18 protein-coding genes and 2 pseudogenes are annotated in these 12,823 nt (G+C 58.1%); 12 read left to right on the top strand and 8 right to left on the bottom strand.

What is annotated here, in order from left to right; all coding sequences use genetic code 11:
- Positions 1-168 precede the first annotated feature (168 nt).
- Positions 169-990 (top strand): AbiJ-NTD4 domain-containing protein, encoded by an 822-nt coding sequence (locus G5575_RS01370; RefSeq protein ID WP_164532766.1) that lies wholly within the window; start codon positions 169-171, stop codon positions 988-990.
- A 536-nt stretch (positions 991-1,526) separates the two neighbouring features.
- Positions 1,527-1,823, top strand: a complete 297-nt coding sequence (locus tag G5575_RS01365) for a hypothetical protein (RefSeq protein ID WP_164532765.1) — start codon at positions 1,527-1,529, stop codon at positions 1,821-1,823.
- A gap of 54 nt (positions 1,824-1,877) precedes the next feature.
- On the opposite strand, the gene G5575_RS20920 is transcribed toward G5575_RS01365, so the two are convergent.
- The 3 genes and pseudogenes from G5575_RS20920 to G5575_RS01355 form a co-directional block, all read right to left on the bottom strand.
- Positions 1,878-2,153 (bottom strand): SOS response-associated peptidase family protein, encoded by a 276-nt coding sequence (locus tag G5575_RS20920; RefSeq protein WP_268904365.1) that lies wholly within the window; start codon positions 2,151-2,153, stop codon positions 1,878-1,880.
- 70 nt (positions 2,154-2,223) lie between these two features.
- Positions 2,224-2,529, bottom strand: a pseudogene (locus tag G5575_RS20915) (SOS response-associated peptidase family protein); the annotation flags it as partial.
- 45 nt (positions 2,530-2,574) lie between these two features.
- Positions 2,575-2,736: a DUF3606 domain-containing protein gene (locus G5575_RS01355; protein ID WP_164532764.1), complete on the bottom strand. Its 162-nt coding sequence runs from the start codon at positions 2,734-2,736 to the stop codon at positions 2,575-2,577.
- 277 nt (positions 2,737-3,013) lie between these two features.
- On the opposite strand from G5575_RS01355, the gene ligD (G5575_RS01350) reads away from it, so the two are divergent.
- The 3 genes and pseudogenes from ligD (G5575_RS01350) to G5575_RS01340 all read left to right on the top strand — a co-directional run bounded on the left by ligD (G5575_RS01350) (position 3,014) and on the right by G5575_RS01340 (position 5,355).
- Positions 3,014-3,928 carry a non-homologous end-joining DNA ligase gene (gene ligD / locus G5575_RS01350; protein ID WP_164532763.1) on the top strand — a complete coding sequence of 305 codons (915 nt, stop codon included), beginning with the start codon at positions 3,014-3,016 and terminating at the stop codon, positions 3,926-3,928.
- 23 nt (positions 3,929-3,951) lie between these two features.
- Positions 3,952-4,794 (top strand): non-homologous end-joining DNA ligase, encoded by an 843-nt coding sequence (gene ligD, locus G5575_RS01345; RefSeq protein WP_235935710.1) that lies wholly within the window; start codon positions 3,952-3,954, stop codon positions 4,792-4,794.
- Between the two features lie 261 nt (positions 4,795-5,055).
- Positions 5,056-5,355: pseudogene (locus G5575_RS01340) on the top strand (winged helix-turn-helix transcriptional regulator).
- On the opposite strand, the gene G5575_RS01335 reads toward G5575_RS01340, so the two are convergent.
- From G5575_RS01335 to G5575_RS19750, 3 genes are all read right to left on the bottom strand, one after another.
- Complete coding sequence (locus G5575_RS01335; RefSeq protein WP_328765799.1) at positions 5,350-5,760, bottom strand: dihydrofolate reductase family protein; 411 nt, start codon at positions 5,758-5,760, stop codon at positions 5,350-5,352. The pseudogene G5575_RS01340 and the gene G5575_RS01335 sit on opposite strands and share 6 nt — an antisense overlap.
- A complete protein-coding gene (locus tag G5575_RS19755) occupies positions 5,751-6,017 on the bottom strand; it encodes a protein kinase family protein (RefSeq protein ID WP_235935863.1) in 267 nt (88 codons plus the stop codon). The genes G5575_RS01335 and G5575_RS19755 overlap by 10 nt, the downstream gene beginning before the upstream one ends.
- 64 nt (positions 6,018-6,081) lie before the next feature.
- On the bottom strand, positions 6,082-6,903 hold the full coding sequence (locus G5575_RS19750) for a zinc-binding dehydrogenase (RefSeq protein WP_328765798.1): 822 nt from the start codon (positions 6,901-6,903) through the stop codon (positions 6,082-6,084).
- On the opposite strand from G5575_RS19750, the gene G5575_RS19745 reads away from it, so the two are divergent.
- On the top strand, positions 6,845-7,144 hold the full coding sequence (locus G5575_RS19745; protein WP_164532760.1) for a LysR substrate-binding domain-containing protein: 300 nt from the start codon (positions 6,845-6,847) through the stop codon (positions 7,142-7,144). The genes G5575_RS19750 and G5575_RS19745 overlap by 59 nt on opposite strands.
- Before the next feature lie 82 nt (positions 7,145-7,226).
- Here G5575_RS19745 and G5575_RS22010 read toward each other — a convergent pair whose 3' ends face one another.
- Together G5575_RS22010 and G5575_RS01315 are read right to left on the bottom strand one after the other, a co-directional pair.
- Complete coding sequence (locus G5575_RS22010) at positions 7,227-7,439, bottom strand: YiiD C-terminal domain-containing protein (RefSeq protein WP_164532759.1); 213 nt, start codon at positions 7,437-7,439, stop codon at positions 7,227-7,229.
- Between the two features lie 17 nt (positions 7,440-7,456).
- On the bottom strand, positions 7,457-7,699 hold the full coding sequence (locus tag G5575_RS01315; protein ID WP_164532758.1) for a YiiD C-terminal domain-containing protein: 243 nt from the start codon (positions 7,697-7,699) through the stop codon (positions 7,457-7,459).
- A 487-nt stretch (positions 7,700-8,186) separates the two neighbouring features.
- On the opposite strand from G5575_RS01315, the gene G5575_RS01310 reads away from it, so the two are divergent.
- From G5575_RS01310 to G5575_RS01285, 6 genes are all read left to right on the top strand, one after another.
- Positions 8,187-8,345: a hypothetical protein gene (locus G5575_RS01310; protein WP_164532757.1), complete on the top strand. Its 159-nt coding sequence runs from the start codon at positions 8,187-8,189 to the stop codon at positions 8,343-8,345.
- The gene (locus G5575_RS01305; protein WP_164532756.1) at positions 8,336-9,589 is read left to right on the top strand and encodes a DNA sulfur modification protein DndB; all 1,254 of its coding nucleotides are present in this window, start codon (positions 8,336-8,338) and stop codon (positions 9,587-9,589) included. Before G5575_RS01310 ends, G5575_RS01305 begins: the two co-directional genes overlap by 10 nt.
- 212 nt (positions 9,590-9,801) lie before the next feature.
- Entirely contained in the window at positions 9,802-10,062 is a 261-nt protein-coding gene (locus G5575_RS22005; RefSeq protein WP_164532755.1) for a type II toxin-antitoxin system prevent-host-death family antitoxin, read from the top strand.
- Positions 10,063-10,212: 150 nt separating this feature from the next.
- The gene (locus G5575_RS01295) at positions 10,213-10,449 is read left to right on the top strand and encodes a type 1 glutamine amidotransferase family protein (protein ID WP_164532754.1); all 237 of its coding nucleotides are present in this window, start codon (positions 10,213-10,215) and stop codon (positions 10,447-10,449) included.
- Between the two features lie 150 nt (positions 10,450-10,599).
- The gene (locus tag G5575_RS01290) at positions 10,600-11,196 is read left to right on the top strand and encodes a CHASE4 domain-containing protein (protein ID WP_164532753.1); all 597 of its coding nucleotides are present in this window, start codon (positions 10,600-10,602) and stop codon (positions 11,194-11,196) included.
- Positions 11,082-12,788: a putative bifunctional diguanylate cyclase/phosphodiesterase gene (locus G5575_RS01285; protein WP_164532752.1), complete on the top strand. Its 1,707-nt coding sequence runs from the start codon at positions 11,082-11,084 to the stop codon at positions 12,786-12,788. Before G5575_RS01290 ends, G5575_RS01285 begins: the two co-directional genes overlap by 115 nt.
- The last annotated feature ends 35 nt before the right edge of the window (positions 12,789-12,823 follow it).

The raw sequence follows: 12,823 nt of genomic DNA, 5'->3' as shown, positions 1-12,823 counted from the left end.
TCCTGCGCTGGACATTCCGAGCTCTGGCATGTTGACCTTGTGCCAACGATGTCGTCGACAGCGACTTGTTCCGAGCCGAGCAGGGGGTTTCGAGCCAAGACCGACTGCGCAATAATCCAGTCGCTTGGCCTTCCTCAGTAGAGACCCTGGAACTCGCGGAACCATCCTATGTCAGATCCGACTTTCTCCACTCGTTTCGGCTTCCGCGCACCCGACGTCGAGATCACCGTCCGTGAAGACGCTCCGCCCGAAATACGGGATGCAGTTCTGATGGGCGGGTATGCATCGGGCTACGGCCCCAAGGGCATGCGAGATATCGTCTGTGCAGTGATGCTGCGCCGACCGAACCATAATAACTGGTCGGACGAACCTGTGGAACGAGAGGTGCAAGACCTGGTCGATGACGCGCCGTGGTTCCGCATCTACGATCTGGCTGAGAGGATCTATCAATCCCTCGAGCGGCAAGACAGTGACGGCGATAAACCACGTCAGTACGAGGAGCTGCTCAACACCGCGTTCCGCGAACACGGGATTGGGTGGAAGATGGAAAAGGGCAAAATCGTTGTCCGGGGGTCAGAGGCGTTCGAGCTAGCAACGGCAACAGCACCAAGCTTGATGCTGGCCGCAGGAGCACCAACCGCAGCCAACGAGATCCACCAGGCCCTGATAGACATCTCCAGGCGCCCCGAGCCAGATGTGACCGGCGCCATTCAGCACGCTATGGCCGCACTCGAGTGCGTGGCGCGAGAGTACGATGGAACGACCGGCACGTTGGGCTCGATCATAAGTCGGCTGCCCCTGCCCAAGCCAATGGATGAAGCCGTTCGGAAGCTGTGGGGATTCGCGTCCGAGCAGGGCCGGCATATCATGGAAGGCAGGGACCCTGCGTTCGAAGAGGCCGAATTGGTGGCCACGACCGCGGCGGCACTCAGCGTCTACCTGATCCGCGTGAAGACGCGCACTCCTGATCCTAGAACTGAGACAGCCTAGCCGACCAACCGATGTCGGTTCGAGTACGGGCCAGGATTGATGCCGGTGACGATGAAATCGATGCGTCACCTGAGCTTCGAAGCCTTCCTCAAAACTCTTCGAGATCATACCGGAGGTGCGGTGCTCAAGGCACCGCCGCGTACTGGCAGCAAGCGAGGCTGCAAACGCTGTTGAAACCCAACATTTCTGACCCCCTTGAGCTGTCTTGTACCTGTAATTCAAGCTGTGATGAAGAAGGCGTTCACCGACCCCTGCGATGGGTGTTGCTGGAGCGAACGGACGTGGCTCGTCGCTGCGACACCGTTCACGCAGGAAGCGCTATTTAATTGGGAGACGAACGAGCATGGACATCAATACCGTCGTGCTTCGCGTCGCGAGCGCGATCCTTTCGGAGTATTTCTCGATTGCCGAGCGGCTGTTACGGAAGGTCGATCCAGGCTTCAAACTTCCAGTCGAGCTGACGGGTGGCGAACGTCTGACCATCGATGCTCGGATCGCCAAGATAGACAACGCCCGGGAGAACCTGGCAGACGCGATTGCAGCGATCGACGAGCTGCGCCGGGAGGCCGGACAGCAACAAGGCAGAGCTGGAAGCAGCGCTGGGACAGATCGCCCAGCTGGAGGAAACGCGAAAGCAAACCGAAGCAGATATCGCCGCGCTCGATCACCTGGCGAAAACGGACACCGAGGCCTTCAGACGATTGGTCGGAATGCCAACGAAGGCCGACGTGAACCGAGATCGCATCTTCGGTTTCGTCAGCGGCGTGGTCGCCTCGGTCGTGGCCACGGTCCTGTTTCTTATTGGCGGCTGGCTGATTTCATTGTTTTCGTAGACGAAAAAACCTCTCTACAGGGGGTTCACGATGGGCTTCTTGGTGTCCGTCCCCTCATAGCGACTGTTGTTCACGTCGCGTGCGATTGCGATGGAACAGCAGCTGTGCATCGAGATGATTGTCCATCAGCAAAGCCTTGGCGTCCTCGCCCTGAGCTTCGCCCGACAACCAGGCATCGTAGGCGCTCTCTTCGAGGATGACGGGCATTCGGCCATGGATGTGGGCTATGTGATCCACGGCCGGGGCGGTGATGATGGTGCAGCTCGTCACCCTGAGATTGTCGTTGTGTGCCCATAAGCCTGCAAAGCTGAAGCCACGATGTTCTGGCAATGCAGGAGCAAGGGTCCTTCTTCCCATCGATCGGGCTCGTGATCAATTCGAAGTAGCCATCGGCCGGAATGAGGCAGCGTTTCTTCTTGAACGCTTCGCGAAACGCCCCTGAGGTGTACACGGATTCGATGCGTGCATTGAACATGGTCGCCTTGGGCAGTTCTTTGGCGAAAAACGGAACGAGCCACCAGCGACCACGAAGGAATTCATGGGCGCCGGCCTTGTCATTGACGACGAAGTCGACGTCCTGAGTTGGTGCAATATTGTACCTGGGCTGAAGATTAGACCTCGGCCCCGTGGGAAACAATTCATCGCTCAGGCGGTAAAGGGTATGCAGCTCGGCCCATGTGAACTCGTTGGTGAAGCGACCGCACATAACGCACTCCGTGATCAGGAGCCTAGGAGCGCTTCCGTACGACGGTCAATCTCTAAGCTTCTTCTCGACGGCGTCTCGACTGTTGCCAACTGCCTTCACGGCTTCCTTGACCTCCGCCTTCGATGCACCGGTCTTGCCGGCCTCGTATTTGACCTCGTGATCCTGGCCCCCGGCGACCTTGACTCGATCCTGCTTGGAATTGGACATCTGTTTCTCCTCGAAGAAATGGAGCGTGATCAACGTTTGCCGGAATCGATGGTTCACATTGCGCCGCATGCGCGGCAACCGAATGTGCCACCGGCCATTGTGGATTCCCGATGTACCCGAGTGAGACATGGCGGCCGTAGCGGTCCCAACCCGCCAGAAGCGGTCAGCCCGCAGGGACTCAGAATCTACCCGTCAGACAGAACTTCCGAATTTTCGCCCATTTCAACTCTGTACGCTGTCCACGAGTATACCGTCGGGCACGGACTAGCTGTTCGAGATGAAGTTCGACGGATACCGCGCGCAGATCGCGATCTCGGGTGCCGAAGTGCGCGTCTACACCCGGAATGGGCACGACTGGACCGAGCAATTCAAAGTCATTTTGCCGCCTTTGCGTTCGCTGACGAGCGGGTCCGTGCTTCTCGACGGCGAAATCGTAGCGATCGACAGGCATGGACGGACCAATTTTTCCATGCTGAAGACGAGCATCGGCGCTGGCCTGCCGCTCAAGTTCTACGCCTTCGACATCCTAGAGAAGGATGGCCAAAACCTTGCGTCGAAGTCGTTGTTGGAGCGGAAAGCGATCCTGGAAGCGCTGATCGGTCAGCGAGAAGCCAGCGACAGCTTGCAATACTCGCATCATGTCGTCGGGAACGGCAAAGCGGTCTTCGAGGCTATGTGCGCGGGCGGGCATGAGGGCACCATCGGCAAGCGAGCGGACGCGCCCTACAAGGGCGATCGCACCAAGAGCTGGTTGAAGATAAAATGCACGAAGCGTCAGGAGTTCGTCATCGGTGGATGGCGTCCGACCGACGATGGTCGTGGCATGGCATCGTTGATACTCGGCACCTATGAGGACGGCCGGTTCGTGTATCGAGGGCGGGTCGGCACGGGTTTCACCGAAGCGATGAGGGACAAGATCCTCGCCCAGCTCGAACGCCGACGTCTCGACAAGCCGTCGTTTGCCGGCGTGCCGAAGGAGATATCGCGAAAAGCCAGATGGGTCCGCCCAGAGCTGGTGGCCGAGGTCGCCTACGCCGAGATCACCCCTGACGGTTCATTGCGTCACGCCTCCTTCCAGGGCTTGCGTGCAGACAAGCACGCCACCCAGGTTGTGCTCGAAACTGCGGTCGACGACGGCGTCACGAGGCTCGACCCCAAGCTCGGCCTGGAGATCGCAACCGGTCTGGGGTGAAACTCACCAACCCTGACAAGCTGATGTATCCGGGGACGTCGATCACGAAGGCGCATCTTGTCTCCTATTATGCGGCGGTTGCCGACCGCATGCTGCGGCATCTGCGGCACAGGCCGCTCTCGCTGGTACGAGACACGGACGGGGACTTGTCCAAGACCTTCTTCCAGAAGCACAGGCTACCAGGCATGTCGGAGGCGATCCGGTCGGGGCAATTGCAGAAAATGTCAGGCAAGGACAGCAAGATCCTGTGGATCGAAGATCTGGCCGGTCTGGTGGCCGGAGTGCAGATGAATGCCCTCGAGTTTCACGTATGGGGATCCGATCGCCATGCACCGGACCTGCCTGAACGAATGGTTTTCGACATCGATCCGGACGAAGAACTGAGCTTCGCGGAGGTCAAGCAGGCAGCATTCGACATCCGCGACATATTGGGCGCGATCGGCCTGAAATCCTGGCCGCTGGTGTCCGGCGGCAAGGGTGTCCATGTCGTGGTGCCCCTTGTGCCAGAAGCTGACTGGGACGAAGTAAAGTCGTTCTGCCAGGACTTCGCCGAGCTCTTGGCCAAGACCGACCCATCTAGTTTCGTCGCCAACATGAGCAAGGCCAGGCGTAAGGGGCGCATGTTCCTGGACTACCTGCGTAATGGGCAAGGGAGCACCGCGATATGCCCGTGGTCGACGCGGGCTCGGTCAGGTGGAACCGTCGCTGTCCCGGTGTCCTGGGAAGAACTTCAGGACCTCGATCGCGCCAACGGCTTCGACGTGTTCGCTGCTGCCGACCGAGCGCAAGGGCAAGACGCTTGGGAAGGGTATTTCGACGCTGGTCAGGTTTTGACCGAGGCGATGCAACGCGTCGTCAAGCGCTGATCTGGTTCGGCGGCCGCCCGCCAGTCATTGCTATCAATGCCTGAACTGCTGCCAGGGCAGCGATGCAAACGATTACTGCACTCTGTCGTAGACATGGTATCCAGGTCCCGTCGAGAGTTTGGGAGCGAGGGGAGAACAAGGAGCAGGCTACTTGTTGATTTGCGCCGAGAAATGACCCGAGTTTTCCATTAAGAAGTATCTCGATGGAATAGTCCCGCCTAATGGGTCACTTATCAGTGCCAATCAACACCAAGCTCTTCAGTGGAGGCTGCGGTCAGTCTCATCGGGGAAATGGAAGTCGGTCATCCTCTGGCATTTGCTGGACGGACCGAAGCGGTTCAACGAGCTTCGCCGCCGCATACCGAACCCACGCAGCGGATGCTGACCAATCAGCTGCGTGAACTCGAGGAAGACGGACTGGTTCACCGCGAATTCTTCCCGCAGGTGCCGCCCAAGGTCGAATACAGCCTGACGGCCAAAGGCAGTACCCTGAGCCACATTTTGGTGGCACTCAGGGAAGGGGGAGATGCGAACCTGGAGTTAGCCGAGACCCCTTTATGACACCTGATAGCGCAGGTGAATGAAGTCGTGCTCCAGCCGGTCGACGCCGGTGAGCTTGAGCTTGTTGGCAACCCCATCGGTGAAGAGCGTCGGACCCTCTCCGGCATCGGCAACCGGTGCAACAAGTACACTGAGCTCGTCGATAAGGCCCGCCTTGAGGAAGCTGCCGTTGATGCCGCCGCCGCCTTCCAGCAGCAGCCGCTTCACGCCGAACTCGTCACCCAGTCGCCCGATGGCCAGGCTCAGATCGAGTTCTCTCCCGCCGGCAAACAGGTATGAGATGCCGTCCCGCCGCAACTCGGCAAGGTGATCGTCGGTCACCGTTTCGGTCAGGACTGCCACCAGCGGGTCCCCGTTCGCCTTGTGTCGGTTGAGGTGAAGCTTGCCGGCCCGGTCTATGGCCACGGCATAGGGGCCTTTTTCACGCCCGGCGCCTTCCAGGTGCTGCGCGGAAAGGTCTCTGTTGCAATGGCAGGTCGAGGCTCCCCCTTGGCGAATTCTGCCATGGTGACACGTCCCACGATCCATGCGTCGCCCTGGAGGTCGCGATGGATCTGTTCGTAAACATCGTTGAGTTGAGCCGAAACTTCTTCTGGCCATGAGCTCGGGACAATGCGTCCATCGATGCTGATGCCCATATGCATAACGACGTGCGGCTTCATCGGTTCTCTCCTCCGAGATCTGACTGCAGGCCTGCCGCTGAGGCAGACCCGCCGAGAAGTGTTCTTATGGCTTGACCATGACCTTGATCGACTTGCGATCGTTCATGTCGCGATAGCCCTGCGGAACGCCCTGAAGATCGGTCACAACGTCGAACACCTTGCCGGGTTCGATACGTCCTTCCATCACGTCGGGCAGCAGTTCCTCGATGTAAGCGCGAACCGGCGCCGGGCCGCCGCCGACAGTCACGTTCTTGAAGAAGGCGGGAGCGGCTGACGGATTGGCTTCATAGTGCGGCACGCCTACCCGTCCGATGGCGCCACCTGGACGCGCGATCTTGACGGACGTGTCCATCGCCTGATCTGTACCGACGCATTCGAGCACCGAGTGGGCACCGTGGCCGGAGGTGAGCTCCAGGACCTTGGCAACACCTTCCTCGCCGCGCTCGCGGACGATGTCGGTCGCGCCGAACTCGCGAGCCAGCGCGATACGATCTTCGTGGCGTCCGAGCAGGATGATGCGCTCGGCACCCAGGCGCTTGGCGGCAAGGACGCCGCAAAGACCAACAGCACCGTCGCCCACAACAGCCGCGGTCACACCGGGGCTCACGCGCGAAACCACGGCTGCATGGTGGCCGGTGCCCATGACGTCAGAGAGGGTCAAGAGCGAGGGCATCAGCGCATCGTCCGGACCAACATTGAGCGGAAACAGGGTGCCATCGGCATTGGGGATGCGAACGGCTTCGGCCTGGGCGCCACCGACAGCCTCGTTGCCGAAGAAGTGCACGCTTTCGCAGGACGTCGGAAGGTGTTCGCGGCAGAAGACGCAGGTGCCATCAGAGGAGGCAAACGGCATCACGACCAGGTCGCCGACCTTGATCGTCGACACATCGGATCCGATAGCCTCGATACTCGGGGCTGCGTTGGATGGTATCGGACTGGGGTACATCCCCCAGACCTTGGCAGCGCCTCATCTGCGGGATGGCAGCCTCTTCGAGGTGCTGGGAGAATGGTGCCCGCTGTTTGATGGGGAGTACCTATACTATCCAAGCCGCAAGCAGAATTCTCCGGCCTTCACCGCCTTTGTCGAAGCGTTGCGCTATGATGGGCCTAGAGTTTTCACCCTTTGAACCAGGTTCGATAAACCGCGACATCCCAAGTCAAGATGCAACACCTCATCAATAAGACTCCGTCGGCTCCCGGCGAGCCTTGTCACAGACTTCCATATTGAGTGTGCATGACTCGCAACACGAAAGTAGCCGTCAGGTGAGCGCATGGGATTTCTGCTGATGTCACCGCCGCGATGACTTGCATGCGGTAAATCTTTCGCCGCTTCAAAGCCTGGAGGAAGCGCGTTCTTTCGGCTTGAGAACGCCACGCGGCGGTCGCTTCAAATTCCGATTGCACGGGCTTCAGATACTTCATCGAGCCTGTTTGGAGTACTAGCGATCCGGAAACCAAAATTTTCGTTCTCGATTGCGGTCCGGATCAGCAACCAACACGCCAGGAACCGCGACCGAATACAGACTGCCGCCGAAAGCAGTGCCAGTGTAGTTGATGTTCGGCGTTAGCGGAGCTTGAAGCGTCACTACATCGGAGGAAGCTGCTGTCAATCCGACAGCCATTTCCCGCGATAGTGGAATTTGGTCGGACAGATGTCTTTCGAGGTCGGCAAGGGTTCTCATGTATCAAGGTTCCACCAGAGTTTGGACACAGTTGCCACTTGCAGCACTAAAATTAGGTACACAGGGGTAGCCCCAGTGGATATTTGAATGCAGTTTAGATCGAAAAAAGGGTTCGCTGAGATACAATGAGACCCATGCGCTGACTACAAATCTTCTAACGGGCAAGCATCTTGGACGCATTCGAAAACACTCTTCTTGAAGAACGCAGGCTTATAACGTGTCAGCCGCATCCCCAACGTTGGGAGGAATTCTCCAATTCTTATAATCTGGATTGGACGGTAATCCCGTTCGAAGACGGTGGGAACTCTGTGCTTCCCAAGGCCTCTGGCTTCTACTGCTTTGCAGTAGCAAGCTTTTTCCCAATCTACCACAAGTCTTCTACCCTCTGTACGCGGGTGAGACGGACAATCTCTATAGGCGTTACGCGGATTACCTTAGGGAGAAGGATGCCGAGAACGGCCGATTTCACGTCAAGAAGTTCTTACGTGTGTTCGATGGCGAGGCAGTGTTCGTCTACGCACCGTACTCTGCCGACAAGGTGGCCCTGCGGGAGGTCGAGAAGAAGCTGAACGATGCGCTTATGCCGCCGTACAGCCTCAGGGATTTCACGGTCGAAGTCAAACAAGCGAAGGCGGCATGGCAATGAAAAGCGTTCTACTTCCTGCATTGCAGGGGCGCCTCGGCAGTTGGCATTATTATTCGGCTTTGATGAAGTTGTCCGATCTCGTGGATCGTGTCTCCTACGCCGACGAGATTCACGAGAACACGCGTCTCAGCGAAATGATCCAGCGGCGACTGGACGAGGCCAAGCGGTCCGAGGACATCGAGCAATATCTGCTCAAGACCAAGGACCGTTTCTTCAACTCGTTGGTCGTAGGCGTCTACGGCGGCTCACCGCAGTGGCACCCCTTTGAGGTCAAGGTGACGAACCAGAGCCATGCCGAGATCGACATGATGCAGCACGAGGAAGGTCTGGTCGGCTATCTCGAGCTCAATGGTAGCGAGAGGCTGTTCGCACTGGACGGGCAGCATCGCTTGAGCGGGATACGTCGTGCCATCAAGAAGGATAGCAAGCTCGGCGACGAGCTCGTTTCGGTGCTCTTCGTGCCGCACAGCGATACACCTGCAGGCCTTCAGCGAACTCGTAGTCTTTTCGTCGCCATCAATAAGAAGGCGGTACCAGTCGCGAGGCGCGATATCATCGCCTTAGATGAGATCGACCTGGCTGCGATCGTGACGCGGCGCCTTGTTGATACCAACCCATTGTTCTCGAAAGGGCAGGTCGACCTAGATCGGTTCACGCAGAGCATTCCCGCAGGTGCTCCCGCTCTGACCACGATCGGCAACCTCTACGACATCACCAAGATCGCATTGGCCGAGATCATCGAGGATCGCGATGCTGCAGAGTTGGCCAATGCAACACGCATTCGCATGTCAGATGATCGCATTGCCCACTACGAGGCTCAGGCCGCCGAATACATCAAACATCTCATCGAGCTGGATCCTGATCTCATCTCGGCGATAACCCAGGATGACTTCGGTCCGTCGGTCATTCAGCAACGTCGGCCTGACGCGGCAAGAGTGCTCTTTCGGCCGATTGGCCTAACCATCTTCACCAAGGTCATCGCCCAGTTGAGGAAAAAACATTCGCTCGCAGAAGCCATGAATGAGATGAACAAGGTGCCCCTGGTAATGACGGAAGCACCATTCGAGGGCGTGATATGGGACTCTGCACGAGAGCGAATGAACACTGGAAATGCCTCGCTCTGCATCGGTCTGCTACTCTACATGCTAGGTGAGGCACCCGCCGAGGAGCGCCTCGTGAACCGCTACGCCTTGGTCCAAGGGATTGCCCCTGAGGACGTGGTGCTTCCCAGCCCTTTCAAGTAGCGCAAGGGGGCGGGGCAGGGTCCTCTCCTTGCACTAAGTGTAGCTCCATGCAGTTCGCGGGGCGCAAGAATGAACTGGAGAGATGTTTGCCCAATTTTCTGGTGACCTACGATTTCTTGGCAGCAGGCAAAACAGACGGCGCATGCATTTTAGACAAAATGCGAATATTACGCATTTAGGGCAAAGTAAGAATTTGGTGCCATGCTGAGCGCATGAAGGAATTCTCGCTGTCAGATCTGCATCGTCGCTCTGGGGAGATCATCGACGCCGCGCTGTCAGGCCCGGTCGTGCTGAGGAAGCACGGTCGACGTCATTCAGTACTGCTTTCGGCGGCTGCCTACGACGAGCTTGTCGCCGGCATTGGCTCGAGTGACGTCGTGCCTTCGCAACCGGCTGCGAGCGGTGCGCCGAAGGGTAAATTGAGCCGTCTCAGCCAGCTATCGAGAGAGCCTGAGACGGAAGAGGAGCCCTAGTGGACAGTGGTACAGGAAGATGGTACAAATATTGAAGGTTTGGCGCTGAAAAGTTAAGTGATTTCAGCGGTTACTAGCATACAGCGGAGAGTCCCTCTCTCTCCGCCACTTGCTCAAGCGAGTTAGTCGAATTTGTTGAACCAGCGCTAGGTGCGGCGGCATTGCGCCCAGTCGTCTTTCGCCCAACTCGGCCTCAACGACGTCACCGAGCTTTATGTCGAAGATCGGAACGAATCCAATGACCGTGCCAAGCTTGAAGCGCTTGAAGGCGTTCAGGCGGTTTTCTTTTCAGGTGGCGATCAGCTTCGCATCATGAGCCAGATTGGCGGCACGCCCATTTTCGACCCCGTCCTCGAAATCTATAAATCTGGCGACGTTGAACATTAGACGTTGTCACCCCCATTATCCTGCCGCTGGCCTCATTCTCAATCTTCAAAAATCCGCCGCGGCTTCAATGTTCGTAGCGGCCTGGATCAGTGACTGCTTGTTAGCCTTCTTCCGCTACGGCTTAGCCACTTGCCCCAGTGAGGCGTGGCTATGGAAGCCCAGTCCAAATCGTTGTCGTCGCAGATTGCCTATGTGTCCTATGGCTTTGCTGTGACCTTGGTCGTCGTTTTGGCGACTTTTGGGTGGTGGGCTGCTTCCCGCATTGACGATCGCGCCATGGCGCGTCAAACCCGTTCGGTGTTTGCCGAACTCAGTGAACTGGCCGCTCGGATTCCTGTCGAACAGGACAGCTCTGCTATCTGGGACGACTCCGTCGTCAATTTGCGGCTCAACAACGAACCCTGGATCGCAGAAAATCTCGCCGAATGGATGAGCGAGCATTTCAATCACGATCGCGTCTACCTGCTCAACGCAGAAAACAACGTTGAGCGCGCGGTTCGAAACGGCGAGCAGATCGACGAGGGGACTTACACAGCGGAACTGGTGCGAATAGCACCCTTCATAGAGGATCTGCGCCAAAGAATGGCCCGGGCTCGGAAGGGGAAACGGACTCCACATCGTCTATCACGGGCATGGGCAGTCTCGATTATGTTTCGCTGGGTGCCGACCGCGCCGGCATTGTCAGCATCCGCCCGATCGTGCCGTCCAGCGATATCGTGCAGCAGTTGCCCGGTACCGAGTACCTGATGGTTTCCGTGCGCTATCTCGCGGGATCGCTGCTTGAGGAAATTCAGGCCAGCACGGAACTCTTCGACCTCGAATTCGAAACGAGTGTGGCAAGCGGGGATGATCGTATTCGTCGTCCGGTCCTTGACGCGGATGGTCGCATCGTCGGTTTCTTCAGCTGGGTGCCCGAGGAACCTGCCTATGAACTGATTACCGAAACCGCGCCGGTGATCGCATTTGGGATTCTAGCCGCCGCTCTCGCCGTATCCATTTTGCTGCGGCGCCTGAAGCGCACATCGACCAAGCTTGAGGCAACCGAAGCCAAGGCGTCTTATCTGGCTTTTCACGACCCTCTCACCGGCATCCCCAACCGTGCACTGTTTGAAGATCGGCTCGACCAGGCCTTGGCCAACATGCGCAGGACTGGCTCAATGGTGGCGCTCCACTACATCGATCTGGATCGTTTCAAGCACATCAACGATACACTGGGTCACCCAGCGGGAGACGAGCTCATTCGCACTGCCTCGAAGCGGTTGGCTGCGTTGGTGGACGAGGTCGATACGGTGGCGCGCCTTGGCGGCGACGAGTTCGCCATCATCCAGTTCCAGCCACACGACGTGGCAGCGGCCGAAGGGCTGAGCCAAAGAGTGGTGGAGTCGCTATCCGCCCCAGTGCCGATCGCTGGCGTCGAAGCGCTTGTGGGCGCAAGCGTCGGCGTTATCGTCACTGCCGACGCGTCCGCTGACGCTGCCGATCTCATGCGCCAGGCAGATATAGCCCTCTACCAGGCCAAGGATAATGGTCGCGGGCGCTATCAACTCTTCGCCGGCGAGATGGATGAGGCGGTCAAGGAGCGCCACCTTCTTGAGATCGAGCTTCGCGCAGCACTTGCGACCGGGACCGGTTTGGCTCTGGTCTATCAGCCGATCTTCAGCAGCACCGATGGCAGCCTATCTGGGGTCGAAGCCTTGGTCCGCTGGAACCACCCGACGCGCGGCCTCCTGGCGCCGAACGTATTCATCACCCTGGCCGAAGAACGAGGTCTGATTGATCAACTCGGTCTCTGGGTATTGCGATCAGCATGCTTGTTCGTCGCGACTTCAGACCTGCCTTGGGTCGCCGTCAACGTGTCACCCATGCAGTTCCGCAGTGAACGTTTTGCTCAAAGTGTGCTGACGGTATTGCGCGAGACGGGGATATCGCCACATCGGCTTCAGATCGAAATTACTGAAGGGCTGTTGCTGCAGAATTCTCCTGTGATCCAGACGATCCTCACCGAGTTGCGAGCGAGCGGCATCCGCATTGCTCTCGATGACTTCGGGACAGGCTACTCATCGATCAGCTACCTTCGTAATCATGGCATCGACAAGCTCAAGATCGATCAGTCGTTCACGGCATTGCTGGGCAAGGATCCCCAGATCGAGAGCATCATCAAATCCATCGTCGATCTGGGCCGATCCATGAACATGGTGGTCACGGCAGAAGGCGTTGAAACGCCGATGCAGAAGTCGCTTCTCATAAACATAGGGTGCGACGAGTTGCAGGGCTACCTGCTGTCAAAGCCGGTGCCGCCCGAGCAGTTGTCGTCACGCAAATCCCTGAGTTTCGCCTGACGCCGATTACCTGCTCAGCTGCCGCAGCCAACCCC

The organism is Devosia aurantiaca (assembly GCF_011058215.1).
In the GTDB taxonomy this organism is placed as follows: Bacteria; Pseudomonadota; Alphaproteobacteria; order Rhizobiales; family Devosiaceae; genus Devosia; species Devosia aurantiaca.
The sequence above is the reverse complement of the archived record's forward strand: the minus strand, read 5'-3'. Positions and strand labels throughout refer to the sequence as shown.

Excerpts from the sequence above, each read along its gene's own strand:
- ligD (WP_235935710.1), top strand. The coding sequence starts at position 3,952 with ATGTATCCGGGGACGTCGATCACGAAGGCGCATCTTGTCTCCTATTAT.
- ligD (WP_164532763.1), top strand. The coding sequence starts at position 3,014 with ATGAAGTTCGACGGATACCGCGCGCAGATCGCGATCTCGGGTGCCGAA.
- G5575_RS01315 (WP_164532758.1), bottom strand. The coding sequence starts at position 7,699 with ATGAGAACCCTTGCCGACCTCGAAAGACATCTGTCCGACCAAATTCCA.
- G5575_RS01370 (WP_164532766.1), top strand. The coding sequence starts at position 169 with ATGTCAGATCCGACTTTCTCCACTCGTTTCGGCTTCCGCGCACCCGAC.
- G5575_RS22010 (WP_164532759.1), bottom strand. The coding sequence starts at position 7,439 with ATGAAGTATCTGAAGCCCGTGCAATCGGAATTTGAAGCGACCGCCGCG.
- G5575_RS01305 (WP_164532756.1), top strand. The coding sequence starts at position 8,336 with ATGGCAATGAAAAGCGTTCTACTTCCTGCATTGCAGGGGCGCCTCGGC.
- G5575_RS22005 (WP_164532755.1), top strand. The coding sequence starts at position 9,802 with ATGAAGGAATTCTCGCTGTCAGATCTGCATCGTCGCTCTGGGGAGATC.
- G5575_RS01355 (WP_164532764.1), bottom strand. The coding sequence starts at position 2,736 with ATGTCCAATTCCAAGCAGGATCGAGTCAAGGTCGCCGGGGGCCAGGAT.
- G5575_RS19755 (WP_235935863.1), bottom strand. The coding sequence starts at position 6,017 with ATGAAGCCGCACGTCGTTATGCATATGGGCATCAGCATCGATGGACGC.
- G5575_RS01290 (WP_164532753.1), top strand. The coding sequence starts at position 10,600 with ATGGAAGCCCAGTCCAAATCGTTGTCGTCGCAGATTGCCTATGTGTCC.
- G5575_RS01285 (WP_164532752.1), top strand. The coding sequence starts at position 11,082 with ATGGGCAGTCTCGATTATGTTTCGCTGGGTGCCGACCGCGCCGGCATT.